Annotated in this window: 5 protein-coding genes; 2 read left to right on the top strand and 3 right to left on the bottom strand. The window is 68.8% G+C overall.

Annotated features, from left to right (window positions below; translation table 11 throughout):
* Positions 1-81: 81 nt before the first annotated feature.
* Positions 82-1,842: an AMP-binding protein gene (locus tag FR943_RS04300; protein WP_217155143.1), complete on the bottom strand. Its 1,761-nt coding sequence runs from the start codon at positions 1,840-1,842 to the stop codon at positions 82-84.
* Between the two features lie 215 nt (positions 1,843-2,057).
* Between FR943_RS04300 and pks2 the strand changes: the two genes are divergently transcribed.
* Together pks2 and FR943_RS04290 are read left to right on the top strand one after the other, a co-directional pair.
* A complete protein-coding gene (pks2, locus tag FR943_RS04295) occupies positions 2,058-8,360 on the top strand; it encodes a sulfolipid-1 biosynthesis phthioceranic/hydroxyphthioceranic acid synthase (RefSeq protein WP_217155101.1) in 6,303 nt (2,100 codons plus the stop codon).
* Positions 8,357-9,031 carry a methyltransferase family protein gene (locus FR943_RS04290; protein ID WP_217155100.1) on the top strand — a complete coding sequence of 225 codons (675 nt, stop codon included), beginning with the start codon at positions 8,357-8,359 and terminating at the stop codon, positions 9,029-9,031. Before pks2 ends, FR943_RS04290 begins: the two co-directional genes overlap by 4 nt.
* Before the next feature lie 115 nt (positions 9,032-9,146).
* Here the strand turns inward: FR943_RS04290 and FR943_RS04285 are convergent, their stop codons facing one another.
* Together FR943_RS04285 and FR943_RS26830 are read right to left on the bottom strand one after the other, a co-directional pair.
* Positions 9,147-21,620, bottom strand: coding sequence for a non-ribosomal peptide synthetase (locus tag FR943_RS04285; protein WP_217155099.1), 12,474 nt, complete (start codon positions 21,618-21,620; stop codon positions 9,147-9,149).
* A complete protein-coding gene (locus FR943_RS26830) occupies positions 21,607-26,196 on the bottom strand; it encodes a non-ribosomal peptide synthetase (RefSeq protein WP_217155098.1) in 4,590 nt (1,529 codons plus the stop codon). Before FR943_RS26830 ends, FR943_RS04285 begins: the two co-directional genes overlap by 14 nt.
* Positions 26,197-26,198 lie beyond the last annotated feature (2 nt).

The raw sequence follows: 26,198 nt of genomic DNA, 5'->3' as shown, positions 1-26,198 counted from the left end.
GACGGACGGCTCGTAATCGGTTGCTTACCAAGATATGTGGGCCTCGCACCGCTATGGTGCGGGGCCCACATGTTCGAGCGGTCAGGCGTCCAGGCGGGCGAACCTGTTCCGTTGGTACTCCTCGACGCAACTCGATCGCCTGACCTTGCCGCTGGTGGTGATCGGAATCGAGCCGGGCGGGACGAGCACCAGATCCGAGACCGCGAGGCCGTGCGAGTTTGAGATCGCCGAGGTGACTTCTCGTTTGACGACGTCGAGTTTGGCCTTCACTTCCTGATCGGAGTCGCCGCGCTTCTTGACTTCCATGACCACGACGAGTTGTTCGGTGCCGTCGTCGGGAACGGCGATTGCCGCCGACCTGCCGCCGGTGATCTCCTGGATCGTCGCCTCGATGTCGTCGGGGGCGTGGTTGCGCCCGTAGACGATCAGCAGATCCTTGATACGACCGACGATGAACAATTCGCCGTCGGATATGAAGCCCAGGTCCCCCGTCCGCAGCCAGGGGCCTGCGGGAGTACCGGCCGTGGGCTCCACGATGGTGGCGCGGAAGACGCGCTCGCTCTCCTCCGGTTTCTGCCAGTAGCCCGCGCTGACGTTGTCGCCGGCGGTCCAGACTTCGCCGGTGGTTCCCGCCGGGCACTCGATGCGCGTCTCCGGGTCGACGATCCGCACCAGCGGCGAGACCTCGGAGATCGGTGATCCGTAACTGATCAGGGGGGCACCGTCGGCACCCGCGGTGCGCACCGCGCGGCCGTCCGCCAGTGCCTCGGAATCGAAGTTGACGACGTCGGGAGCCCGGCCCGGCCTGCGGGTGGCCACGTACAACGTGGCTTCCGCGAGCCCGTAGGACGGTTGGATCGCCGCGGGGGGCAGGTTGAAGCGGGCGAACCGGTCGTTGAAGCGCTGCACCGTGCTGGGTTGTACGCGCTCGGCGCCGCTGAGGATGGTCAGCACACCACCCAGGTCGAGCCCGGCCATGTCGTCGTCGGTGGTTTTGCGCGCCGCCAACTCGAAGGCGAAGTTCGGTGCCGACGTGAACACGTGCGGATGGCTGCCCATCAGCTGCATCCAGCGCGCCGGCCGCTGCAGGAACGACACCGGGGTGGTGAAGACCGTGTGGAATCCGCCGATGACCGGGGTGCAGACCCCCATGATCAGGCCCAGGTCGTGGAAGAAGGGCAACCACGACACGATGGTCATGTCCGGCGGGGCGATGCCGCCGTGGTCGATCAGAAAGTCTGTGGTGATCTGTTCGAGGTTGGTCAACAGGTTCTTGTAGGAGATCATCACGCCGGCCGGCGAGCGGGTCGACCCCGAGGTGTACTGCAGATATGCGGTGCTCTGGTAGTCGTCGGCTTGTCCGAACTCTGCGCCGCCGGACCGCACCGGCGCGTCCAGATCCATCGCGTCGACCTCGATGATGGCCGGCGCGGGCAACTCGGGTTGCGCTGCGACAGAACGGACAACGCCGTCGACGACGGAGGTGCAGGTGAGGATTGCGGCGGGCAACGCGTCGCGCAGCACCGAGTCGACACGCTCGTCGGTGACGCCACCGAAGGGCACCGAGAGCGGCACCGGGATGAGTCCGGCTTCGAGCGCGCCCAGGAAAGCCACGATGTACTCCAGCCCCTGCGGCGCCACGATCAGTGCGCGGTCGCCGGGTGCGGCACAGAGCCTGAGCTCGCGGGCGACATTCAGCGTTCGCCGGTACACCTGTGGCCACGTCAGGCTGATGGGCACGCCGGCCCAGTCCTGCTCGTAATCGATGTAGGTGTACGCCGCGTCATCCGGTTGCAGGCTGGCGCGCTCGCGCAGCAGCGCCGGAAGGGATGTGTCGACCATCTGTGTCACGCGATGGAAGTTACAACAGCAACGGCATTTACACGGGCGAAAATAAAACTTGGGTGGCGAACAGGTTCGAGTGGCCGACCCCGGCGAAGTACTTGACCCGGCATACCTACGTCTGCGTCAATTAATGTCTTGCCCTGGGTCGGGGGAACCAGTACATGAATCGAGCAGCGGGCAACGCTACGTCGTCGTTGCTGGGAGGAGGCCACATGGTTTCATTCGGTGAGCGCGACGAGCCCACCACTGCCGTTGCTGTCATCGGCATGGCCTGTCGGATGCCCGGGGGCATCGAGTCTCCGGAGCAACTGTGGGAAGCATTGCTGCGGGGCGACGATCTGGTCACCGAAGTCCCGCCCGACCGCTGGGACTCCGACGAGTACTACGACCCGGAGCCGGGTGTGCCGGGCCGGACGGCCTCGAAATGGGGCGCGTTCCTCGACGACGTCGCCGGTTGCGATGCCGAGTTCTTCGGGCTGAACGAGCGCGAGGCCACCGCGCTCGATCCCCAGCATCGCCTGCTGCTGGAAACCTCGTGGGAAGCGATGGAGCATGCCGGCCTCACCCCGGAGCGGGTGCGGGATACCTCGACCGGCGTGTTCGTGGGCCTGACGCATCTCGACTACCAACTGATCAGCGCCGGCTCCGAAGCCATGGAAGGGCCGTACGGCTTCCAGGGCAACACCCTGGCCATGGCCGCCGGGCGCATCGCCTACACCCTCGGACTCCACGGTCCCGCGCTCGCGCTCGACACCGCATGCTCCTCGGGCCTGTTCGCCGTGCACACGGCCTGCCGCAGCCTCAACGACGGCGAGAGCGATCTCGCCCTTGCCGGCGGCGCCTACGTCATGTTGGATCCGCGCAAGTACGTCGCGGGCACGGCGGCCGGCCACCTGTCCCCCACCGGCCGCTGCCACTCGTTCGACGCCGCGGCCGACGGCTATGTCAGCGGTGAGGCCTGCGCGGTGGTGCTGCTCAAGCGTCTGCCCGATGCGCTGCGCGACGGCGACCGCATCCTGGCCGTCGTGCGTGGCACGGCCGCCAACCAGGACGGCCACACCGTGAACATCTCGACGCCATCGGTCACCGCGCAGACCGCGGTGTACCGGGCGGCCCTGCAGGCAGCGGGCGTGGAGGCCGGCAGCGTCGGCATGGTCGAGGCGCACGGTCCCGGCACCCCGGTCGGTGACCCCATCGAGTACGCCAGCCTCAGTGAGGTCTACGGAATCGAAGGTCCCTGTGCGCTGGCGTCGGTGAAATCCAATGTCGGCCATACCCAATCGGCCTCGGGCGCGGTCGGGTTGATCAAGGCGATCCTGGCGCTGCAGCACGGCGCGATCCCGCAGAATCTGCACTTCGACCGCCTGCCGGAGGACATGGCCCGGATCAGCACCAACCTGTTCGTGCCGCAGGAGACCACCGCGTGGCCCGGCAGCGCCGACGGGGGGCAACCGCGCCGAGCAGCGGTGTCGTCCTACGGCGTCTCGGGAACCAATGTGCACGCCATCCTGGAGCAGGCTCCCGAACCCGCAGACAAGGCGGTCACCAACGGGCACCGCCCAACAGCAGAAGCCGGAACACCGCTGGTGTTCCCGCTGTCGTCGACCTCGGCCCACGAGCTCCGCCGCACCGCGGGTCGGCTGGCCGACTGGGTGCAGACGCACGAGGACGTGTCGTTGCCGGACCTCGCCTACACGCTGGCGCGTCGACGCGCGCACCGCCCGGTGCGCACCGCCGTCACTGCCGCCGACCGTCAGGAACTGAGCCGGGCGCTGCGGGCGGTCGCCGACGACGACACTCCCTACCGGTCGGCCGTCGGCCAGGACGACCGCGGACCGGTGTGGGTGTTCTCCGGGCAGGGGTCGCAGTGGGCGCAGATGGGCGCCGAGCTGTTGGCCAATGAGCCGGTATTTGCCGCGACGGTGGCCCAGATCGAACCACTCATCGCCGCCGAATCCGGGTTCTCGGTGAGCGAGGCGATCACGGCGCCCGACGTGGTGACCGGGATAGACCGCGTGCAGCCGTCGCTGTTCACCATGCAAGTCGCCCTGGCCGCCGCGATGACGGCCCGCGGGGCGCGTCCCGGCGCGGTCATTGGGCACTCGATGGGCGAGACCGCCGCCGCCGTGGTTTCCGGGGCGCTGTCCCTGGAAGACGGTGTGCGGGTGATCTGCCGTCGCTCACGGCTGATGGCCACCATCGCCGGGTCCGGCTCCATGGCCTCGGTGGAATTGCCTGCCAAGCAGGTACTTTCGGAGCTGACGATGCGCCGCATCAAGGATGTCGTGGTCGCAGTGGTGGCCTCGCCGCAGTCGACGGTGATCGGCGGTGCCACCGAGACGGTGCGCGAGCTGGTCGCGGCCTGGGAGCAACGCGAGGTGATGGCGCGCCAGGTCGCCGTCGACGTGGCTTCGCACTCGCCGCAGGTCGATCCGATCCTTGCCGAGTTGACCGACGTTCTCGCAGAAGTCAACCCGCGGACCCCCGAGATTCCCTTCTACACGGCGACCGGGTTCGACCCGCGCGAAGAGCCGTGGTGCACCAACAAATATTGGGTGCAGAACCTGCGCAACACCGTGCGGTTCGGTGCGGCGGTGCGGGCCGCTCTGGAGGACGGGTTCCGCGTCTTCGCCGAGTTGGCGCCACACCCGCTGCTCACGCACGCGATCGAGCAGACCGCCGACAGTCTGGATGTGCCGCTGGCCACCCTGGCCGGCATGCGCCGCGAGCAGCAGTTGCCGCACGGGCTGGCCGATTTCGCCGCAGATCTGCACAGCGCGGGCGCCGCGATCGATTTCTCGGCCCTGTACCCCAGCGGGGAACTGGTGGACGCGCCCCTGCCCACCTGGACCCGCCGGCGAATGTGGTTGGACGGCAACGATCGCGACGTGACAAGCCGCAACGGCCACACCGTGTCGGTACATCCGCTGCTGGGCGCGCACGTGCGGCTGCAGGAGGAACCCGAACGGCACGTGTGGCAGGCCGAGGTCGGCACCGACGCCCAGCCCTGGCTCGCCGAGCACCGGATCCGGGACGTGGCCGTGCTTCCCGGGGCGGCGTACTGCGAGATGGCGCTGGCGGCGGCCGGAGTTGCGCTGGGCGAGGATTCCGAGGTCGACGACATCCGCTTCGAGCAGGCGCTGCTGCTCGACGCACAGACCGCGGTCGGCGCCTCGACGTCGCTGGTCTCACCCGGTGTCGTCGACTTCGCGGTGGAATCCCAGCAGTCCGGCCAACCGGTTCGTCAAGCCAGCGCGGTTCTGCGGAGCGCCGCAGATCAACCACCCCCCGCCTACGATGTGGCGGGCCTGCTCGCGTCGCATCCGCACACCGCGGACGGCGCGGAGACCCGCCTGGCACTCGACGCCCGTGGCGTGCAGTACGGTCCGGCGTTCAGCGGCCTTGCCGCCGTGCGCACCGGTGAAGACTCTGGCACTGTGCTGGCCGAGGTCGCCCTGCCCACCCAAATCCGTTCGCAGCAAGCCGCTTACGGCGTGCACCCCGCCCTCCTGGATGCCTGCTTCCAGTCCGTTGGCGCCAGCCCTGCGGTCCAGGCCCTTGGCACGGAGGCACTGGGGCTGCCGCTGGGTGTGCAGCGGCTGCGCTCCTACAGTTCGGCCCGCGCCGCCCACTACTGCTACACGCGGGTGACGAGTGTCGATGCCGGCGGGGTCGAGGCCGATCTCGATGTGCTCGACAAAGACGGAGGCGTGCTGCTGCGAGTGCAGGGGTTGCGGTGTGGGACGGCAGTATCCGAGAAAGCCCTCAAGGACCGCGTGCTGGGCGAACGGCTGCTGAACATCGAGTGGCAGCAGCATTCACTGCCCGAATCCACCCCGGCCGACACCGGCACCTGGCTGCTGATCGATGACGGCTCCCCGGACCCGTTGGCCGGCGCGCTCGCCGGTGCCCTGAAAACCCAGGGCGCGCAATGCACCACCACGCACTGGCCGCCAACCGCCGACCACACGGTCGCGGCGGCTGCGCTCCAGGAACAGCTGGGCGACGGTCGATTCGCCGGCGCGGTGATCCTCACCGGCCCACCTGGCGCGGGCGCCGAGGACGAGTGCGCGGAGCGGGGCCGCCGGCATGTCGAGCACCTGGTTCGCCTCACCCGTGAACTGCTACAGGTACCCGGCCGGTTACCGCACCTCTTCGTGGTGACCCGGGCCGCTCAGGCGGTGTTGCCGGGTGATGTCGTCAACCTGGAACAGGCCGGGCTGCGCGGCCTCATCCGGGTGATCGGCACCGAGTACCCGCATCTGCACAGCGCCCAGATCGATGTCGACGACGCGTGTGACGCCGAACAGTTGGCGCTCCAATTGCTCAGCGGCTCCGACGAAGACGAGACGGCCTGGCGAAACGGCGAGTGGTACACGGCGCGGTTGTGCCCGGCCCCGCTGCGACCCGAGGATCGGGGCGCGGCCGTCGCCCACTTCGGTTCCGACGGGATGCGCTTGCAGATCCGCACACCCGGCGACCTGGAAACGCTGGAACTCACCGGCTACGACCGGGTTCCGCCCGGCCCGGGACAGATCGAGGTGGCGGTCAGCACGTCGAGCCTAAACTTCGCCGACGTGCTGGTGGCAATGGGCCTGTTTCCCAGCTTCGACGGCCAACTGCCGGAGCTGGGCATGGATTTCGCCGGGGTGGTCACCGCCGTCGGCCCCGACGTCACCAACCACCGGGTGGGTGACCGCGTCGGCGGTGTGTCCCGGAACGGCTGCTGGGCAACCTATGTCACGTGTGACGCCAACCTCGCCGTCACACTTCCGCCCGGCCTGTCCGACCATCAGGCCGTCGCGGTCGCCACGGCCACCGCCACCGCCTGGTACGGCCTGCACGAGCAGGCCCGGATCACCTCGGGTGACCGCGTGTTGATCCACTCCGCCACCGGCGGGGTGGGGCAGGCGGCCATCGCCATCGCGAAAGCCGCCGGAGCCGAGATCTTCGCCACCGCCGGCAGCGAAGCGCGCCGACAGTTGCTGCGCGACATGGGGATCAAGCACGTGTACGACTCCCGCAGCACAGACTTCGCCGAGCAGATCCGGAACGACACCGACGGCTACGGCGTTGACATCGTGCTCAACTCCCTGACCGGTGCGGCGCAACGGGCCGGGTTCGAGCTGCTGGCCATCGGCGGGCGGTTCGTCGAGATCGGCAAACGCGACGTCTACGGCAACACCCGGCTGGGTCTCTTGCCATTCCACCGCAATCTCACCTTCTACTATCTGGACCTGGCGCTGATGTCGCTGAGTCACCCGCAACGGGTCGGGGAACTGTTGCGCACCGTGTACCGGATGGCGGCCAACGGTGACCTGCCGCCGGCGCAGTTCACCACCTATCCCCTGGCCGACGCGGCCACCGCGATCCGGGTGATGGGCTCGGCACAGCACACCGGCAAGCTCCTGCTCGACGTACCGGACACCGGACACAGCACCGTGGTGGTGCCACCCGAGCAGGCCCGGATGTTCCGGCCCGACGGCGCCTATCTCATCACCGGAGGCCTGGGTGGCCTGGGGTTGTTCCTCGCCGAGAAGCTCGCCACCGCAGGCTGCGGGCGTATCGTCCTGACGTCCCGCTCGCAACCGGACTCCGCGACGTCGGAGACGATCGAGCTGATCCGGTCGATCGGTGCCGACGTCGTGGTGCAGTGCGGCGACATCGCCGAACCGGGCACTGCACAACAGCTGGTGGCCACCGCGACCGCCACCGGGCTGCCGCTGCGAGGTGTGCTGCATGCCGCCGCGGTGGTCGAAGATGCCACCTTGCCCAACGTCACCGCCGAGCTCATCGAGCGCGACTGGGCGCCAAAGGTTTACGGTGCCTGGAACCTGCATCAGGCTGTGGAGCAAGCTCCCGGTGGGCAGTCGCTGGACTGGTTCTGCTCGTTCTCCTCCGCGGCGGCACTGGTGGGCTCGCCGGGCCAGGGCGCTTACGCCGCGGCCAACAGCTGGCTGGACGGTTTCACCCGGTGGCGGCGGGCCCAGGGGCTGCCGGCCGGGGCGATCGCCTGGGGCGCGTGGGGCCAGATCGGCGCGGCCACGACCTTCGCGGAAGGGACCGGTGTCGCCATCACGCCCGACGACGGCGCCCACGCGTTCGAGGCACTGCTCCGTCACGATCGCCCCTACACCGGGTATGCGCCGATCATCGGTACCCCGTGGCTGACCGCGTTCGCCCAGCGCAGTCCGTTCGCCGAAGCCTTCCGCTCCAACGGCCAAAACCTTTCGGGTACCAGCAGGCTGCGGGCCGAACTCGACGAACTCGACCGCACCGACTGGCCCTCCCGGCTGCGGCGGCTGGTGTCCGAGCAGATCGGGCTGATCCTGCGGCGCAGCGTCGATCCGGATCGGCCGCTGTCGGAGTACGGCGTCGACTCGCTGGCGGCGCTGGAACTGCGCACCCGGATCGAGACCGAGACCGGAATCCGCCTCGCCCCGTCCGACTTGGCCGTCGGCACCGTCCGTGGCCTGGCCGACGTGTTGTGTGAACGGCTGCAAGGAGCATCGTGAAAGCCGTTCTCAATGTGTTGGTATCCGGGCTGATTCAGCTTGTCGCGATCGCCGCGCTGCTGTTCGTGCCGGCCGGTTCGTTCCACTACTGGCAGGCCTGGGTGCTGCTGGCGGTGTTCGCAGTTTCGGTGTGGTTGCCCAGTGTGTTCATTCAGCTGACGAAACCTGATGCACTGCAACGACGGATGCGTGGCGGGCCGACCGCCGAAGGGCGGCCGGTGCAGAAGATCGTCATGGCCGGCCTGTACCTGTCACTGGCAGCGATCTGTGTGGTCGGCGGCTTGGACCACCGATTCGGTTGGTCGACGGTGCCGTCCACGATCAGCGTCGCCGGAGCTGTGCTGTTCGGCCTCGGCCTGATCGTCGTCGTCGCGGTGGTGGTCCAGAACAGCTACGCCTCGACCACGGTGCAGGTGGAGACCGGCCAGCAGGTCGTCTCCACCGGTCTGTACGGGCTGGTGCGCCACCCGATGTACACGGGCAACGTGCTGATGCTGGTGGGGTTGCCGCTCGCGGTGGGCTCTTACTGGGCGCTGCTGTTCGTCGTTCCGGGTGTGCTGGTGCTCGCCTCACGCATCCATGACGAGGAGAAGATGCTGTCCGCCGAGCTCGACGGCTACGCGGAGTACACGCAGCGGGTGCGGTCGCGCCTGGTGCCCTATATGTGGTGAGCCTCTGTCGCTCGTAGGTGGACAAACCGAAATCTGTTTCCTACGAGGCTGATTGAGTCTGGAGTGACGCGAGTACAGACCTGCCTTGGGGTCGAGGAGACGCACGAACACTTGTTCAGCCCAACCGCCGGCTCAACCGTCGCACCGACGGCGCGTCGAGCAGCGCGGTCACCGGCAGGTCTGCCGCCAGCGCACTGTTGATCTCGCGGATCACCCGCAATGCCGACAGTGAATCCCCGCCCTGGTCGAAGAACGACACATCGAGGCCGACTTCGTCCACGCCGAGCACCCGGGAGTAGATGTCGACGAGGATCTCTTCGAGGTCGGTGGCCGTCGACCCCAACACTGGCTGGGTGGGGTCGGCAGCCATCGCCACCAGAATCCGGCTGAATTGCTCGATCAGGGCGTCGATGTCGGCTTCGTCGAACACATCCGAGCGGTATTGGATGTGCAGGTCCAGCTCGTCGCCCGGCACCGCCTGGATCGTCAGTGGGTAGTGGTAGTTGTCGACGGTGCTGATGTCGCTGAGCGCCAATCCGTCCGCACCTGACAACTGGCTGGTGTCGATCGGGTAGTTCTCGTAGACGAAGACGGTGTCGAACAACCTGTCCCGACCCGTGGCATGGTGAATCTCGTTGAGCCCCAGGTGTTCGTGTTCGAGAGTGCGGCTGCGACGGTCCTGTAGTTGATCGAGCAGCTCGGCGGTGCTGGTCGCGGGTGTGACGGTGGCCCGCACGGGCACCGTGTTGATCAGCAGGCCCACGATCGATTCCACGCCGGTCACCTCGGCCGCCCGGCCGGAGACCACCGTGCCGAACGTGACATCGCACTGACCGGTCAACGACATCAGCAGCTGCGCGAACGCGCCCTGCAGCACCGTGCTGACGGTGGTGTGATGGGCCCGCGCCAGTTCGTTGAGGGAGTACGTCGTCTGTTCTGACACTAGGAGTGACGCAACCCTTCTCGGTGCGACACTGGGCCGGGCCTGAGGTCCGACCAGGGTCGGCGTGTCGAAGCCGTCCAGCACCTCACACCAGGCCGCACGGGCGGCGTCGAGGTCACGGTCGGCCAGCCAACTGACGAACCGGCGATACGGCACCGCGGCGGGCAACCGCTGCCCGTAGTAGGCGGCGAACACCTCGCGCAGCAGCACCGGCATCGACCACCCGTCCAACAGGATGTGGTGGTTGGTCAACACGAACCGGTGCCGATCGGCCGCGGTACGGATGAGCACCGCCCGGAACGCCGGCTGGGTGGCCAGATCACAGACCGCGTGCCGCTCATCGGCGCACAACCCGGCGATCTGCTGCTCCGGCTCGGCGCTGCCGCTGAGGTCGAGGTAGTGCCACGGCACCACCGGGTCGGCCGGGATGACCTGGACCGGGTCGCCGAACCGCTGGGAGAAGCGGGCCGCCAGTTGGGGATGGCGGGAAGCCGCCGCCTGCACCGCGTCGCGCAGCCGGTGCTGGTCGAGTCGCCCGGTCAGGGTGACGTCCAGCTGCACCGCGTACACATCGTCGCCGGAACTGTGCGCCACCTCGGCGTGGAACAGCAGCCCCCGCTGCAACGGAGTCAACGGCAACACGTCGGCGACGTCGTCGGACCGGCACAGTTCGTCGATCTCATACTGGGACAGCCGCGCCGGGGCGATGTCGGATGGGGTCAGCCCGCCGCCGCCACCGCGCACGTGCGCACAGATCCCGGCCAGTGCGTCGAACCACAGCTCGCTGAGCCGGGCGACCTGCGTCTGGTCCAGCGCCGACAGCGCCCACGTCCACCCGGCGCGCAGCCGTGGGCCCGCGTCGGTGTCCACGGTGCCGGCATTGAGTTCCACGGTGTGCATCAACGGCATCGGGATCGCCGCAGCGGCACCGGTCACCTTCCATCCGTCCTCGCGGATCTCCCAGATGTCACCCGACACCTGGCCGCCGCCGGCGCCCATCCGCCCCAGGTAGTTGAATCCGATCGCCGGATCGGCTCCCTCCAGGTCGATCTCACTGTTGAGGTAGCGCAGCACACCGTACGTCAAACCGTCCGGCAGAGACCGCAATTGCTCCTTGGCGTCCTTGACCGCCGCGCCCAGGCCCGCATCGCCGGCCACCACGGCGCTCCAGTCCAGACCGCCGACCGCAAGTGCCACCGGGTATTTGGTGGTGAACCAGCCGACCGTGCGGGACAGGTCGACCTGCTCTCCCACCGCGGCGCGGTCTTCCTCGCGGCCGTGACCTTCGGCGTCGATCACGATCGGGGCACCGTGGGGATCGGAGACGTCGAGAAATTCGGCCAGCGCCAAACCGAAAGCGATCAGCAGGATGTCGTTGATCCCGGCGTGGAACGCGGCCGGGACCTCACCGAGCAGCATCCGGGTGGTCTCGGCATCCAACTCCACCGACAGGCTGCCGACGTTGGCGTAGGTGTCCACGGCGGGTTGCACCGCGGGCAGCGCCGCCGGCACCGCCGCGATCTGCCGCCACGTCTCCGCCTGCGCCACCACCGCCGGGTCCTGTGCGTAATCGGACAGGATCGACGCCCACCGGGCGAACGACGTGCCCGGCGCCGGGAGCAGCACCTGCTGCCCGCTGTGGCGCTGAGCCCAGGCGAGGTTGAAGTCCTCCAACAGAATTCGCCACGACACCCCGTCGACGGCCAGATGGTGCACGATCAACAACAACTGGTTGGCCGGCGCCGCCCACAGCGCGCTCACCATCGCGCCGGTGGCCGGGTTCAACCGCGACCGGGCCGCCGCCACCGCCTCGTCGGACAAGACGTCGACGGTGTGCAGGCAGGCGCGGGCGTCCACCGCGCCGGCCTCGGGCACGCTCAGCGACCACTCCCCCGCGCCGTCATCACGCACGCACAACCGCAGCATCGCATGTCGATCCAGCACCGCCTGCAACACCGCGACCACGTCGGATTCGGTCACTCCGATCGGGGCCTGCACCAGCACCGACTGGTTGAACTGGTCGACAGGCCCTGCCACGTTCTGCAACCAGCGGATGATCGGTGTCGCCGCCAATTGCCCGACGCCCTCGTCGATCTCGACGCTGTCACCGTCAGTCCGCGTGGCGACGCGGGCCAACCCGGCGACGGTCTGCTCGACGAACACGTCGCGCGGCCGGCACACCACGCCGGCGGCCCGGGCCCGCGCGACCACCTGCATCGACAGAATGCTGTCGCCGCCCAACTCGAAGAACGACTCGTCCACCCCGACCCGCTCCAGGCCCAACACCTGGGCATAGATGTCGGCCAGTATCTCCTCGACCTCGCCTGCCGGGGCCCGGTACGAATCGGCGTCCTGGTATTCGGGCGCGGGCAGGGCCCGGATGTCGAGCTTGCCGTTGACCGTCAACGGCAGCGCTTCGATCACCACCACGGCGGTGGGCACCATGTAGGACGGCAGCCGCTCGGCCAGCGCGCCCCGAGCCGAAGCTGGGTCGACACTGCCGGTCACGTAACCCACCAGCCGCTTGTCGCCGGGACGGTCCTCACGGGCGATCACCACCGCCTGGGTTACGCCGTCGAGTTCGCTGAGCGCAGCCTGGATTTCGCCGAGCTCGATCCGGTAGCCGCGGATCTTGACCTGCTCGTCGGCCCGGCCCATATAGCGCAGCTCGCCGTCTGCGCCCCAGCTCATCAGGTCACCGGTGCGGTACATGCGTGCCCCGGGTTCACCGAACGGGCAGGCCACAAACCGGGTGGCGGACAACCCCGCCCGGCCGATGTACCCATACGACAGTCCGGCGCCTGCCACATACAGCTCGCCGACCACCCCCGGAGGTAACGGTCGCAGCAGCCGGTCCAGCACGAAGAACCCGAGATGGCCCAGCGGCACGCCGATGGGGCTGACCGCAGTGTCGCCGACGATGTCGGCGGCGGCCAGTTCGCGGAACGACGCGTGCACCGTGGTCTCGGTGATGCCGTACATGTTGATCAACCGCGGGGAGTCGGAATGGCCGGCGTGCCAGGCTCGAAGCCGGTGCGGTTCCAGGGCTTCCCCGCCGAACACGACCGCCTGCAGCGCCAGCTGCGCGCCGAGTTCGGGCTGCGCAGTGTCGGCGGCCTGCAGCGCATAGAACGCCGACGGTGTCTGGCTCAGAACCGTCACGCCTTCCGACACCAGCAGCGCATGCAGGTCCTCGGCCGCCCGCACCACGGCATCGGGCACCACCACCACCCGGCCGCCGTACAGCAGCGCGCCCCAGATCTCCCACACCGAGAAGTCGAACGCCAGCGAATGGCACTGCGACCACACCTGGCCGTCGAGTTGCATGTCCGCGTCGAGCGTGTGCAGCAACCGAATCACGTTGCGATGCGGAATCGCCACACCCTTGGGCGTGCCGGTGGTGCCCGACGTGTAGATGATGTAGGCGACATCGTCTGCGTGCGGGCCTACCGGGGCGGCCGCCGACTGGGCGGCAAGGTCATCGAGGTCAGCGACGTCGATGACGGAAAGGTGCTGTCCGGCAAGTCGTTCCGCCAGATCCGCGGTGGTGATCGCGGCGACCGGCGCGGCGTCGCCGAGCACGAACTCCATCCGCGCCATCGGCACAGCCGGATCGATCGGCACATACGCCGCCCCGGTCTTGACCACCGCCACCATCGACACGATCGCATCACCGGTGCGCGGCAACAGCAGCGCCACCCGCTGTCCCGGGCCGACACCGTGGGCGGCCAACGCCCGCGCCGCCCGGCTCGCCGCGTCGTCCAGCTCGCGGTACGTCATGGACCGGCCTTCCCAGGTGACCGCCACCGCATCGGGTGTGCGCCGCACCTGGGCGGCCAGCACCGCGGCAATCGACTCCCCGTCCGAGGATTGCGCCCTGCGCGCCGAATGGGTCAGCGCTGCACGGTTTCCCACCTCATCGAGGCGGGCGTGCTCGGCGTCGTCCAACACGTCGACGGTCGACAACAGCCGCATCGGGTCGGCAGTCAGCGTCGCCAGCACTCGGCGGAACCGCTCGACGAGCGTTGCGACACTGGCCACGTCGAACACGTCGGTGCGGAATTCCACCCCACCGCCGATCCCGGCCGGTTCGCCGTCGGGGGTCCAGCGCTCGGACAGTGTGAACGTCAGATCCGTGCGGGCGGTCTGGGTGTCGACCGGCATCGGCGCCACCTGAAGCTCGCCCAGCGACAGCCCGGCGGCGTCACTGTCCTGCCAGGCGAAGTTCTGCCAGGCCAACATGACCTGCACGAGCGGATGATGGGTCAGGCTCCGGGTCGGCTTGAGCCGCTCCACCAGCACCTCGAACGGCACGTCCTGATGCTCGTAGGCGGACAGGCTGCGCCGGCGCACCTGTGCCAGCACCTCGGCGAACGTCGGATTGCCGGACAACTCGACCCGCAACACCAGGGTGTTGACGAAGAAGCCCACGAGATCGTCCAGCGCGGCGTCACCGCGCCCAGCGATCGGGAAGCCCACCGCCACATCGGGGTTCGCGCTGAGGTTCGAGAGCAGGACCGCCAACGCGGCCTGGACCACCATGAAGCTGGTCGCGTTGTGCTCGCGGGCCACCGCGGCCACCTGGCGCTGCAACTCGGCCGGCCAGTCGACGTCCAGGCGGGCGCCGCGGTAGTCGGCGACCAGCGGGTAAGGCCGGTCGGTGGGCAACTGCAAGCGCTCCGGCATGTCGGCCAGTGCGCGTTCCCAGTACGCCAACTCCGCGGAGATGCGGCTGTCACTGTCGGTCAGCTCGCCGAGCCGGGTCCGCTGCCACAGCGTGTAATCGACGTACTGCACCGGCATGTCGGCCCACCGCGGTGCCGCACCGCTGCACCGGCTCGCGTACGCCACTCCCAGATCACGCACCAGTGGGGTGATCGACGCGCCGTCACCGGCGATGTGGTGCACCACGGCCACCAGTACGTGCTCGTCTTCGGCAAGCCGGAAAAGCTGTGCTCGGATCGGGATTTCAGTGGCCAGGTCGAAGCTGTGACGGGTGACGGAATCGATACCCGCACCCAGACGGGATTCCGGCCACAGCGTGGCGTCGACGACATCCCAGCCGAAGTCGGCCTGCTCGGCCGGCAAGACCAGTTGTCGTGGCACCCCGTCGACGGCCGGGAACAAGGTACGCAGACTGTCCTGACGCGCCACCACGTCGGCGAGCGCCACGCCCAACGCGTCGGCGTCGAGTTCTCCGTGCAGGCGCAACGCCACCGCGATGTTGTAGATCGGTGACGGACCCTGCAACTGGTCGATGAACCACAGCCGACTCTGGGCGAACGACAGCGGCACCACCTCGGGGCGCGGCCCGGCAACCAGCGGCTCGGAATGGCCGGCCGCCCCGTCGATCCGGGGTGCCAGCTGGGCAATCGTGGGGGCCTCGAACAACACCCGCACCGCGACAGCGGTGTCCAGGCCGGCGTTGACCGCGGCGATCAGGCGCATCGCCGACAGGGAGTCGCCGCCCAGGTCGAAGAACGAATCGTCCACGCCGACGCGGTCGACGTCGAGCACCTGAGCGAAAATCCCGGCCAGGATCTCCTCGGTCAGCGTGGTCGGGGCGCGGTAAGTGTCGGTGCCCTGGTAGTCCGGGGCCGGCAGGGCGCGTTTGTCGAGTTTGCCGCTGACGGTCAACGGCACCGCGGGCAATGCCACCACGGCCGCCGGGACCATATAGGCCGGAAGCCTTTCGGCCAGCGCGGCCCGGGCCTTGACCTGGTCGGCGGTGCCGGTGACGTATCCGACCAGACGCAGGTCCCCGGGCCGGTCCTCGCGGGCGATCACCACGGCCTGCTCGACACCGTCCAATTCCGCCAGGGCAGCCTGGATTTCACCGAGTTCGATCCGGTAGCCGCGGATCTTGACCTGTTCGTCGGCGCGGCCGACGTAGTCGAGTTGGCCGTCGGACCGCCACCGCACCAGATCCCCGGTGCGGTACATGCGGGTGCCCGGCGCGCCGAACGGGCACGCCACGAACCGGGACGCGGTCAAGCCGGTCCGGCCGATGTAGCCCACGGCCACACCGCGGCCCACCACGTAGAGCTCACCGACCACACCTTCGGGCACCGGCCGCAACCGTTCGTCGAGCACGAACAGCGCCGCGGTCGGCACCGGCGCGCCGATCGGCGCCACCCCGGCGCCGGCCGAGCCCGGTGTCAGCGGGGCACTCATCGACGCGTACACCGTGGCCTCGGTGGGCCCGTAGGCGTTGATCACCACCCGACCCGGCGCCCACCTGTCCACCACCTCGGCCGAACAGGCCTCGCCACCGAGCAGCAGCGACACCGACTCCAGCCCTTGCGGCCGTAGCGCATTCACCGCGGACGGGGTTTGGGTGAGCACGTTGACCTGTTCGCTGACCAGCAGATCGTGGAAGTCGGCCGGTGACCGGGTCACCGCGTCGGGCACCACGACCAACCGCGCGCCGCCGAGCAGCGCCGCCCAGATCTCCCAGACCGAGAAATCGAAGGCGTACGAGTGGCATTGCGTCCACACCTGTTCGGCCGGCAGGCCGACGGGCGGGGAATCCGCGAGATGCGCCAGGTTGCGGTGCGCGACGGCCACACCTTTGGGCGTCCCGGTGGTGCCCGAGGTGTAGATGAGATAGGCGATGGCCTCGGGGTCCGGCGGCGGGAACCCAGAGCTGGGTTGGCCGGCCACCTCGAGGTTTGTCGCGTCCTCGATGTCCAGCACCGCGACGTCGTGCCCGGCCAACCGCGACCGCAGCTCCGATGTGGTCACGACGATCTCCGGCGCGGCATCGGCCAGCATGAACGCGACCCGGGCCTCGGGCAGCGCAGGGTCGATCGCCAGGTACGACGCGCCGAGCTTCAGCGCCGCCAGCATGGCCACGACGGCCTCGGCGGAACGTTCCAACAGCAGGGCGACGCAGTCTCCGGAATCCACACCGGCTCCGGAAAGTCTGTGCGCGAACCGGTTCGCGGCCTCGTCGAGTTCCCGGTAGGTCATCGACAGATCGCCGGCGGTCACCGCCACCGCCTCGGGCGCGCGGTGCACCTGGGCGGTGAACAGTTCCGGAATCGACATCGGGGCCGGCGCCGGCTGCGCCAGCAGCGCCCGGTTGCCCAGTTGATCGAGCCGGGCGCGCTCCTCGGCAGCGAGCATGTCCACCGTTGACAACCGCCGGTTCGGGTCGGCGATCATCGCTTCGAGCACCCGCTGCAACCGGGCCACCAGTGCCTCGATGCGGGCGGCCTCGAAGACGTCGGTGCGGTATTCCACCGTCCCGGCGATGCCGGTGGGCTCACCGGCATCGGTCCAGCGTTCGTCGAGCGAGAACGCCAGATCGACCCGGGCGGTGTGGCTGTCGAGCGGCAGCTGGGTGACCTGCAGATCGCCCAGCGCCAGGGCGATCTGTTCGCTGGCCTCGGCGGGCAGGCTGCGCCACGCCAGCATCACCTGGACCAACGGGTGGTGGTTGAGCGATCGCGTGGGGTTGAGTTGCTCGACGACGACCTCGAAGGGCACATCCTGGTGCTCGTAGGCGGCCAGGCTGCGGCTGCGCACCTGATCCAGTAGCTCGGCCACCGTGGGATCGCCACCCACGTCGACCCGCAGCACCAAGGTGTTGACGAAGAAGCCGACCAGGTCGTCGAGTGCCGGGTCACGACGGCCCCCGATCGGGAAGCCCACCGCCACATCAGAACTCGCGCTGAGCCTGCCGACCAACAGCGCCAGGGCGGCCTGCAGCACCATGAAGCCGGTGGCGTTGTGGGCACGGGCCACCTGGGCGATCTGCTGCTGCAACTCGACGGGCCACGTCCAGCTCACCGTGGCGCCACGTTCGTCGGCCACCGCCGGGTAGGGCCGGTCGGTGGGCAGTTGGAGCCGCTCGGGCATCCCCGCCAGGGCATTGCGCCAGTACGCCAGTTGCCCGGCGATCAGACTGTGCTCGTCGTCGAGGGAGCCGAACTGCGCGCGCTGCCACAGCGTGTAATCGACGTACTGCACCAGCAATTCGTTCCACACGGGGCTCATCCCGGCGCACCGGCACAGGTAGGCCACCCCGAGGTCGCGGACCAGCGGGCCGATCGACAGACCGTCGGCGGCGATGTGGTGCGCCACCGACACCACCACGTGCTCGTCGTCACTGATCCGGAAAAGCCGTGCCTGCATGGGGATCTCGGTCCCCAGGTGGAACGGATGGCGGGCCACCGCACCGACGGCTTCGTCCAGTTCGGTTTCCGACCAGCCGGTGGCGTCGACGACGTCCCAGCCGAAGTCGGTCTGCTCGGCGGGCAGCACGATCTGCTGCGGGACGCCGTCGGGTGCGGCGAAGATTGTCCGCAGACTCTCATGCCGGCCCACGACGTCGGCCAGGGCCGCACCCAATGCGTCGACATTCAGCTGACCCTGCATCCGCAACGCGACAGCCATGTTGTAGGTCGGCGAGGGACCCTGCAGCTGGTCGAGGAACCACAATCGGTTCTGCGAGAACGACAATGGCACGATCTCGGGCCGCTCCATCGCCACCAGCGGGGCCAACTGGCTCTCGGCGGTGCCGATGCGGGGCGCCAACTGGGCGACCGTGGGCGCCTCGAACAGGGTGCGCACGGTCAGTCCGGTGTTCAGGCCGGTGTTGACCGCGGCGATCAGGCGCATCGCCGAGAGCGAATCTCCGCCCAACTCGAAGAACGAGTCCTCCACCCCGACCCGGTCCACCCCGAGCACCTGGGCGTAGATCCCGGCCAGGATCTCTTCGACGGCGGTGGACGGGGCGCGATAGGTGTCGGTGTCGTGATACTCCGGCGCCGGCAGGGCCCGTCGGTCGAGTTTGCCGTTGACGGTCAACGGCAGCGTTTCGATCGCGATGATCGCGGTCGGAACCATGTAGTCGGGCAGCCGCTCGGCCAGCGTGGTCCGCGCCTTGGCCGGATCGGCGGTGCCGGTGATGTAGCCGACCAGTCGTTTGTCTCCGGGCCTGTCCTCGCGGGCGATCACCACCGCCTGCTCGACTCCGTCGACTGCGGCCAGCACTGAACGGACCTCGCCCAGCTCGATGCGGTAGCCGCGGATCTTGACCTGTTCGTCGGCCCGCCCGACATAGCGCAGCTCACCGTCGGCGCCCCACCACACCAGGTCGCCGGTGCGGTACATGCGCTCACCCGCGCCGCCGAACGGACAGGCGACAAAGCGCGTCGAGGACAATCCCGGACGCCGCCAATAGCCCAGTCCCGCTTGGGCTCCCGCCACGTACAGTTCACCGACCACGCCGGCCGGCACCGGCCGTAACCAGCGGTCCAGCACGAAAAACGCGAGGTCGGGCAGCGGGCCGCCGACCGGGCTGACCGGGTTGGCAGCGGCGGCGGCTACGTCCGCCTCCAGGATCTCCCGGAACGAGGCGTGCACTGTGGTCTCGGTGGTGCCGTACAGGTTGAGCAGGCGCGGGGTGCCGGGGTGATTGTCCAGCCAGGTCCGCAGGCGCTGCGGTTCCAGGGCCTCACCGGCGAATATCACTGCGGTGAGGTCGAGTTGACCGCGGAGCTCGGGTGCCAGGGCGTCGGCGGTCTGCAAAGCGTAGAACGCCGACGGGGTCTGGCTCAGGACGTTGACCTGCTCCTTGGCCAGCAGCGCATGGAACTCCTCGGGGGCGCGCGCCGCCGACTCCGACACCACCACCAGCCGTCCGCCGTACAGCAGTGCGCCCCACATCTCGCACACCGAGACGTCGAAGGCCAGCGAGTGCCACTGCGACCAGACTTGGTCTGCCAGCGCGAAGTTGGTGTCCATCGCCTCAAGCAGGTGGGTCACGTTGTGGTGGGTGATCGCCACCCCCTTGGGCACGCCGGTGGTTCCCGAGGTGTAGATGAGATACGCGACGTCATCCGGCGACGGGTGCGCCAGCTCCACCGTGCCCGCCGGATCTGCCACCTGCGGCACCGGGTCGGCGATACCGACGGCGTCGATGATCTGCAGCCCCTGCCCCTCCAGCCGGTGCGCCAACTCGGGGAACGTGATCGCGGCCGTCGGCGCCGCGTCACCGAGCACGAGTTCCATCCGCGCGCCGGGTGCGGTCGGGTCGATCGGCACATAGGCTGCACCGGTTTTCAGCACGGCCAGAATGGCGGTGATCGCCTCGGCCGAACGCGGCAGCAACAGCGCCACCCGGTCCCCCGGGCCAATCCCTTTGTCGGCCAGCAGATGTGCAAACCGGTTGGTGGCCTGATCGAGTTCACAGTAGGTCCACGTCCGCGCGCCCCAGGTGAGTGCCGGAGCCTGCGGAACCCGCGCCACCTGGGCGGCGAACCGGGCCGGAATGGACACCGGGGTGGACGCCGCGCGGTTCAGCACCGCCCGGTTGCTCCACCGCTCCAGCCGGGCCAGCTCACCGTCGTCGAGCAGGTCGAGGGTGGACAGCGGCCGCGCCGGATCGGTGGTCATCGCCACCAGCACCCGCGTGAATCGCTCGACCAACGCTTCGATGTCGGCCGCGCCGAAGATCTCGGTGTCGTATTCGATGCGCAGCGTCAGTTCGTCACCGGGCAACGCCTGGATCGCGATCGGGTAGTGGTTGTATTCGCGGTGCTCGAAGCTGGTGACGGCCAGACCGTCGTGGCCCGACAGCCGGGCCGCGTCCAGCGGATAGTTCTCGTACACGAAGAAGGTGTCGAAAAGGTGGTCCTGCCCGGCAACGCGGTGAATCTCGCTGAGCGCCAGGTGCTGGTGGTCCAGCGTCCGGCCGTGCGCGTGCTGCAACTGCTCCAGCAGTTCGGCGGTGGCGGTGGCGGTGGCCGAGGTGATGCTCGCCCGCACCGGGACGGTGTTGATCAACAGGCCCACCATCGAATCCGCACCGAACACCTCGTCGGGCCGCCCCGACACCGTGGTGCCGAACGCCACGTCCTGGCTGCCGGTCATCGACATCAGCACCCGTGCGTAGGCGCCTTGCAGCACGGTGCTGACGGTGGTGTGCCGCGAGCGCGCCAGTTCACCGACAGCCCGCGTGGTGTCCTCGGACATCGTGAACGAGGCGACATCTCGCCGGCCGGGCGCGGCCTGGCCCGACGCCCCGACGAGGGTCGGGGTGTCGAAGCCGGACAGCACCTCACCCCAGGCCGCGCGGGCCGCGTCGAGGTCACGGCCGGCCAGCCAGCTGACGAACCGGCGGTACGGCGGGGCCGGCGCCAAGCGTTGGCCGTAGTAGCCGGCGAAGATCTCGCCCAGCAGGATCGGCAGCGACCAGCCGTCCAGGACGATGTGGTGATTGGTCAGCACCAATTGGTGCCGATCCGGCGCGGTGCGGATCAACGCCGCCCGAAATGCCAACTCATCGGCCAGATCACAGACGGCGGCGCGTTCGTCCGCGGCGATCCGGGCGATCTGCTCAGCCGCGGCGTCCCGGTCCACGGTGCCACCGAGGTCGACGTACTGCCATGGCAGCACCGGGTCGGCCGGGATGATCTGCACCGGTTCGGCGAACTTCTGCGAGAAGCGGGCCGCCAGATGGGGATGGCGCTCCACCACCGCCTGTGCGGCCCCGTGCAGCCGGTCCCGGTCGAGTTCACCGGCCAGCGTGATGTACAGCTGCACCGCATACACGTCGTCGCCGCTGTTCCCGGTGCTGGCATGGAACAGCAGCCCCTGCTGCAGCGGGGTCAGCGGAAGGACGTCAGCTATCTGCATATTGGCGCTGGAGCTCGTCGATCTGCTGCTGGCTCAGGCCGACAGCAATGTCCGAAGGCGTCAACCCGCCCCCACCACCTCTCACATGTGCGCACATACCGGCCAGTGCCTCGAACCACAATGTGCTCAGCCGGCTGACCTGTGCCTGCTTCAGCGCCGACGGCGCCCACGTCCAGCCGGCGCGCAGGAACGGGCCGGCGTCGGTGTCCACCGTGCCTGCGTTGAGTTCCAGGGTGTGTACCAGCGGCATCGGCAGCCGTACCGTCGGGCTGACGTCGGCCAAACCGTCCCAGGCGATCTGCCACAGCTGTCCGGACGTCTCGGCCGACGTCGCACCTTGCCGGCCCAGATAGTTGAACCCGATCGCCGGGTCGGCGCCGTCCAGATCGACGTTGCTGTTCAGGTATCGCAGTGCGCCGTAGGACAATCCGTCCGGCACGGTCCGCAGCTGTTCCTTGGCGGCTTTGATGACGGCACCCAGTTCCGCGTCCCCGGCCACCACCCGACCCCAGTCCAGACCGCCGACGACAAGTGCCACTGGGTATTTGGCGGTGAACCAGCCGACGGTGCGCGACAAGTCGACACGCTCGCCCAGGGCCGTGAGCTCCTCGTCACGACCGTGGCCCTCCACGTCGACGCCGATCGGTGCGCCGCCGGTCCCGAGGAATTCCGCGAGCGCCAAACCGAATGCGATGAGCAGGATGTCGTGCACACCGGCATGGAATGCGGCCGGCACCTCGCCGAGCAGCATCCGGGTGGTCTCGATGTCGAGGTCCACCGACAGGTTCCCGCCGGTGGCCAGCGTGTCCTCCTCGGGGCGCACCGCCGGCAACGCGGCCGGGGTCGACCCGAGTTGACGCCACACCTGCTCCTGCTGCACGACGTCGGGGTGGTGGGCGTACTGGGTCAGCAGTGCCCCCCACCGGGCGAACGACGTCCCCGAATCCGGCAGTGCCGGGCAATGGCCGGCCTGATGCTGTGCCCAGGCAATATTGAGATCTTCCAACAGGATTCGCCAGGACACCCCGTCGACGGCGAGGTGGTGCACGATGGCCAGCAAGCGGCCGGTGGACTCGACCCACAGTGCGCTCAGCATCACCCCGGCGGCCGGGTTCAACCGCAACAGGGTTTCCACCACCGCCTCGTCGGTCATCACGTCGACGGACTGCAGGCAGGCGCGGGCGTCCACCGCGCCGGCCTCCGGCACGCTCAGCGACCACTGCCCCGCACCGTCGGCTTGCACCTGCAGCCGCAGCATGGCGTGGTGATCCAACAGCGCCTGCAACATCACGAGGACGTCTGCCTCGGTGGTCCCGGCCGGGGCCTGCACCACCACGGTCTGGCTGAACTGGTCCACCGGGCTGCCGGCGGCTTCCAGGCCCTGGAGCCATCGCACGATCGGGGTGGCCGGCACCGGCCCGACGCCGTCGTCGATTGCCGTGGCATCGTCGGCGACGACTGCCACCCGGGCCAGCCGGGCCACGGTCTGCTCGACGAACACGTCGCGAGGCCGGCACACCACCCCGGCCGCCCGGGCCCGGGCCACCACCTGCATCGACAGAATGCTGTCGCCGCCCAACTCGAAGAACGACTCGTCCACCCCGACCCGGTCCAAGCCCAGCACCTGGGCGTAGATGTCGGCCAGGATCTCCTCGACCGCATCGACGGGTGCACGGTAGGCATCGGTGCCCTGGTATTCGGGCGCGGGCAGGGCCCGGACGTCGAGCTTGCCGTTGACCGTCAACGGCAGCGTTTCGATCACCATCACCACGGTGGGCACCATGTAAGCGGGCAGCCGCTCGGCCAGTGCGGCGCGCAATGCGGCGGGATCTGCTGTGCCCGTGATGTATCCGGTGAGGCGCTTGTCGCCGGGGCGGTCCTCCCGGGCGATCACCACCGCCTGCTCGACACCGTCCAGTCCGCCCAGGGCGGCCTGGATTTCGCCGAGCTCGATCCGGTAGCCGCGGATCTTGACCTGTTCGTCGGCCCTGCCCAGGTACTCGAGTTCACCGTCGGCGTTCCACCGGACCAGGTCGCCGGTCCGGTACATGCGTTCGCCCGCACCGCCGAACGGGCAGGCCACAAACCGGGTGGCGGACAACCCCGCCCGGCCGATGTAGCCGTACGACAGTCCGGCGCCGGCCACATACAGCTCGCCGACCACCCCGGCCGGGACCGGCTGCAACCACCCGTCGAGGACGAAGAAGCCCAGGTGCGCCAGCGGTACCCCGATGGGGCTGACGGTGGTGTCGCCGACGATGTCGGCGGCGGCCAGTTCCCGGAACGACGCGTGCACCGTGGTCTCGGTGATGCCGTACATGTTGATCAACCGTGGCGAGTCCGGATGCCGTTCCTGCCACGGCCGCAACCGATGTGGCTCCAGGGCTTCCCCGCCGAACACCACGGCCTCAAGCGCCAGCCGCGCGCCGTGTTCAGGTTGCGCGGTGTCGGCGGCCTGCAGCGCGTAGAACGCCGACGGTGTCTGGCTCAGCGAGGTCACCTGTTCCGACACCAGCAGCGCATGCAGGTCTTCCGGTGAACGCACCACGGCGTCGGGCACCACCACCACCCGGCCGCCGTACAGCAGGGCACCCCAGATCTCCCACACCGAGAAGTCGAACGCCAGCGAATGGCACTGCGACCACACCTGCCCGGCCAATTCCATGTCGGCATCCAGCGTCTGCAGCAGTCGGATCACGTTGCGGTGCGGGACGGCGACCCCCTTGGGGGTACCGGTGGTTCCCGACGTGTAGATGATGTAGGCAACATCGTCGGCACCCGGACCGGCCACGGATCCGGCTACTTCTGGTGCCGTAGAGCCATTTACGAGATGGTCGACGTCGAGCACCAGCAGGTCTTGCCCGGCGAGCCGCTCGACCAGTTCCGTGGTGGTGATCGCGGCGATCGGCGCGGCGTCGCCGAGCACGAACTCCATCCGCGCGGCCGGCACCGCCGGATCGATTGCGACATAGGCTGCCCCGGTCTTCAGCACCGCCAGGATCGCCACGATCGCATCACCGGTGCGCGGCAGCAGCAACGCCACCCGCTGTCCGGGGCCGGCGCCGTGCGCGGCCAACTGCTGCGCCATCCGGTTGGCGGTGTCGTCGAGTTCCCGATATGTCCAGGAACGCTCGCCGCAGCGCAGCGCCACCGCGTCGGGAACCCGGGCTGCCTGATCGGCGAACACCTCCGGGATCGACGTCGCGGCGCTGACCACGCCGGCCAGTTGGGCCCGGTGGCCCCACTCGTCGAGGCGGTCGCGCTCACCGGGGTCGAGCACGCCGATCGAGGACAGCCGCCGGCCGGGGTCGGCCGTCATCGCCACCAACACCTGCTGCAGCCGCCCCGCCAGGTCGGCGACATCCATGTCGGAGAACACGTGCCCGGCGCCCAGCGTGCTGATGAAAAGCTTGTCGCCGAGCCCCGAGAAGATGAAACCGAATCCGCCGACGAAACCCGAGTTGCTCATCGACGCCGAGGCCGGGATGCCGCCGAAGTCCAGCGTGAACGCCAGCGGGAAGAAGTCGATCACCACCCGGTCGGCGGTCTGCGCGGCACCGCGGTGGTGGATCTTGCGCTCGAGGGCGTGCACCGGGAATCGCTGATGCTGCAACGCTTCCTGGATCCGGGTGTCGACATGGCGGCAGAAGTCGCCGACGGTGGCGCCCGCCCCGACGTCGAGCACCAGTGGTACGACGCCGGCGGCCATGCCCGGCGACGTCTTCGACTCGGGGCTCACCCGTCGGCTGACCGGGAAATCGAGCACCACTTCGGAGCCCTCGGCGCAGCGGCCCCGCACCAACAGCGCACAGGCCGCGGTGATGACCGACGGGCGTGGCATGTTCCAGGCGTGGGCCAGCTCGTCGACGCGGCGGAGCACCACGGGGTCCAGTTGCACCGGCTCCGAGCGCCAGTTCGGGTCACGCTCGCCGGTGGCCGCGGACACCTGGTGGTTCGTTCGGTCCTCCGACGGCAGGTTCTGTGTCCAGTAACTCTCGTCGGACGAATAGTCCGCTGACGCTTCGTATTCCGATTCGGCGTCGACCAGTTCCTGCAGGGTGCTGAAGAAGGCCGGCGGGATGGGTTCGCCCGATACCACCGCGGTGTACACCGAAGCGATCCGGTTGCCCAGCAGCCCGATGCCTGCGGCGTCGATGACGATGTGGTGGTAGCACCCGAACGCGTAGAACTCCTCCGCTCCGGTCTGGAAGAGCGCGTACTTGAACAACGGACCGGTGAAGGACATGGGGGTGCGCTGGATCGACAGCGCCATCTGCTGCGCGGCCTGCGTCGGATCGTCGGAATCGGTCAGGTCGTAGAAATCCAGCGGGATGTCGGGGTGGTCGATCGCCTTCTGGAAGACGTGGCCGTCGGCTTCGAAGAAGGACACCCGGACCGGTTCGGCTTCCCGCATCGCTCGCTCGATCGCCCACTGCAGGACGTCGCGGTCCAACTCGCCGTCGATTTTGATCAGGAGGCCGATCTGCCAGTCCGTGTCGGAGTGACCGGTCTCCTGCGCAAGCCAAATGTCCAGCTGCGCGCGCGTCAGCGGGAGCGCGCCGTCCTTGAGTTCCATTG

This window comes from [Mycobacterium] fortunisiensis (assembly GCF_019050325.1).
In the GTDB taxonomy this organism is placed as follows: domain Bacteria; phylum Actinomycetota; class Actinomycetes; order Mycobacteriales; family Mycobacteriaceae; genus Mycobacterium; species Mycobacterium fortunisiensis.
The sequence above is the reverse complement of the archived record's forward strand: the minus strand, read 5'-3'. Positions and strand labels throughout refer to the sequence as shown.

Coding starts and splice junctions, on each gene's coding strand:
- FR943_RS04300 (WP_217155143.1), bottom strand. CDS start 1,842: ATGGTCGACACATCCCTTCCGGCGCTGCTGCGCGAGCGCGCCAGCCTG.
- pks2 (WP_217155101.1), top strand. CDS start 2,058: ATGGTTTCATTCGGTGAGCGCGACGAGCCCACCACTGCCGTTGCTGTC.
- FR943_RS04285 (WP_217155099.1), bottom strand. CDS start 21,620: ATGCAGATAGCTGACGTCCTTCCGCTGACCCCGCTGCAGCAGGGGCTG.
- FR943_RS26830 (WP_217155098.1), bottom strand. CDS start 26,196: ATGGAACTCAAGGACGGCGCGCTCCCGCTGACGCGCGCGCAGCTGGAC.